The 1,667-nt window shown below is 62.6% G+C and carries 3 protein-coding genes; 1 reads left to right on the top strand and 2 read right to left on the bottom strand.

Features of this window, described 5'->3' with window-relative positions; translation table 11 throughout:
* Together R2834_24855 and R2834_24850 are read right to left on the bottom strand one after the other, a co-directional pair.
* A partial coding sequence (locus tag R2834_24855; GenBank protein ID MEZ4703585.1) for an MFS transporter occupies positions 1-695 on the bottom strand: 695 nt, incomplete at its 3' end.
* 122 nt (positions 696-817) lie between these two features.
* The gene (locus R2834_24850; GenBank protein MEZ4703584.1) at positions 818-1,144 is read right to left on the bottom strand and encodes a type II toxin-antitoxin system PemK/MazF family toxin; all 327 of its coding nucleotides are present in this window, start codon (positions 1,142-1,144) and stop codon (positions 818-820) included.
* Between the two features lie 297 nt (positions 1,145-1,441).
* Between R2834_24850 and R2834_24845 the strand changes: the two genes are divergently transcribed.
* A partial coding sequence (locus R2834_24845; GenBank protein MEZ4703583.1) for a hypothetical protein occupies positions 1,442-1,667 on the top strand: 226 nt, incomplete at its 3' end.

The following is a 1,667-nucleotide window of genomic DNA, read 5'->3' as shown; positions in this document are numbered from 1 at the left end:
GCGCAGCAGGCGAAATGCGCGCATGCCAGCGTGATGAATTGCGGGGTGCGCAGTGCCTGCGCCGCGGTCCATTCGATCTGCGGCGCTGTGTCGGCGCCTGCGCTCGCGCCGGCGGTAGCTTGCGGCGCCGGCCGTATCAGGAAACAGGCGGGGATCAGCAGCGCTGTGGCGGCAATCCCGATCACGAGCATGGCGGTGCGCCAGTCATAGGCCGATATCAGCATGCTGGCGGAAGGCGCGACCGTCACCGGCGACACGCCCATGCCGGCGGAGACCAGCGCCACCGCGAGGCTGCGATGGCGGTCGATCCAGGCGCTCGCCAGCGCCATCATCGGCGCGTAGAAGGCGCCGGCGGCAACGCCGATGAAGACGCCGAAGCAAAGCTGGAACTGCCACAGCTCTTGCGCCTGGCTTGCGCTGACGAGCCCGATGCCGAGCAGGACGCTGCCGGCGAGCACCACGATGCGGGTGCCGTAGCGGTCGGACAGCGAGCCCCAGACGAAGGCGGCAAGCCCCATGAACAGGAAGTCCAGCGTCGCCGCCGCCGACACCCCGGCGCGCGACCAGCCCATCGCTTCCGAGATCGGCGCCAGGAACACCGCCAGCGACAGCATGGTGCCGAAGCCGATGCAGGTCATCAGCGCCCCCGCCGCGACGATGACCCAGCCATAGTCGAACCGCGAGGTCTGGGTCATGGGTTTCCTCAGGCTCTTGTGTTGTTGGTTGGCGCGAGGGGATGGTGGCCTATTCGCAGTGAGAGGGCAACACGACAGGCAGCATCCCCCTCATGCGGGGATAAGGCGATTGTGAGTTGCGCTCAGCGCGCCAGTCCGAGCACCACGAGCAGGGCCCGATCAAGTTCCTGTGTCGTCTCCGAGTCGAGATGGCCAATAACGCTCCGAACGCGGTCGCGTCGAAGGGCGACCATCTTGTCCGTCATGATTTGTGAGCGGAGTCGGAGCCCGTTCGACGGGCCGGCTTCGATTGTGGGCCGCAGCGGCAAATTCGCTTGAACATCCGAGGAGATCGGGCAGATGAAGATCGTCGTCAGATCCTTGAATTCATCAGCCTGCACAACGATGCCGGGTCGAGGCCGTCCCAAATCGCCGGGAGAGACGATCAGCACGACGTCTCCACGCTTCACTTCCACTCGCTCCAGTCGTACGTAGCTTCGATCCAGGCGTCGACGGCTTCATTGTCGGGATGACGTGCCATCAGCTTGGCTTGCCGACGAAGGTCTGCACGAACCTTCGGATCACGCAGATCCGGAACCCAGTGCTGGATCGGACGCAACCCCGATGCACGCAAGCGCTCTCGCCGGGCTGCCATTCGTTGCCGTGGGCTACGAGGTGAGGTCTTTTTCGTCTTCTTCGGGCTAGTGGCCATAAGCTATTGTAACATGTTACGATGAAAACTCAAGTCGAATGCTGGGGGAGGCCGTATGACGCGTTTTTGGATTGTTGCCCCAAATGCAGTTAGCCCAACGGAAAAGTTTGAAGCCGCTTGGGAGTTCGACTTAGCGAATGGGGTCATCTCGATTGGGTGGCCCGGACTAGGTAACGTCCTCGAAATGAGCAAAGACGAGTTAAGTGCGGCTGTAGCGCGTCAATACCCCGACAAGCCGCCTCAGACCAAGAGCTTAATCTCAAACGTGCTCTGGGCATTCT

Source organism: Rhodothermales bacterium, assembly GCA_041391505.1.
GTDB lineage: Bacteria > Bacteroidota > Rhodothermia > Rhodothermales > JAHQVL01 > JAWKNW01.
This window is presented reverse-complemented; position numbering and strand designations above follow the sequence as displayed.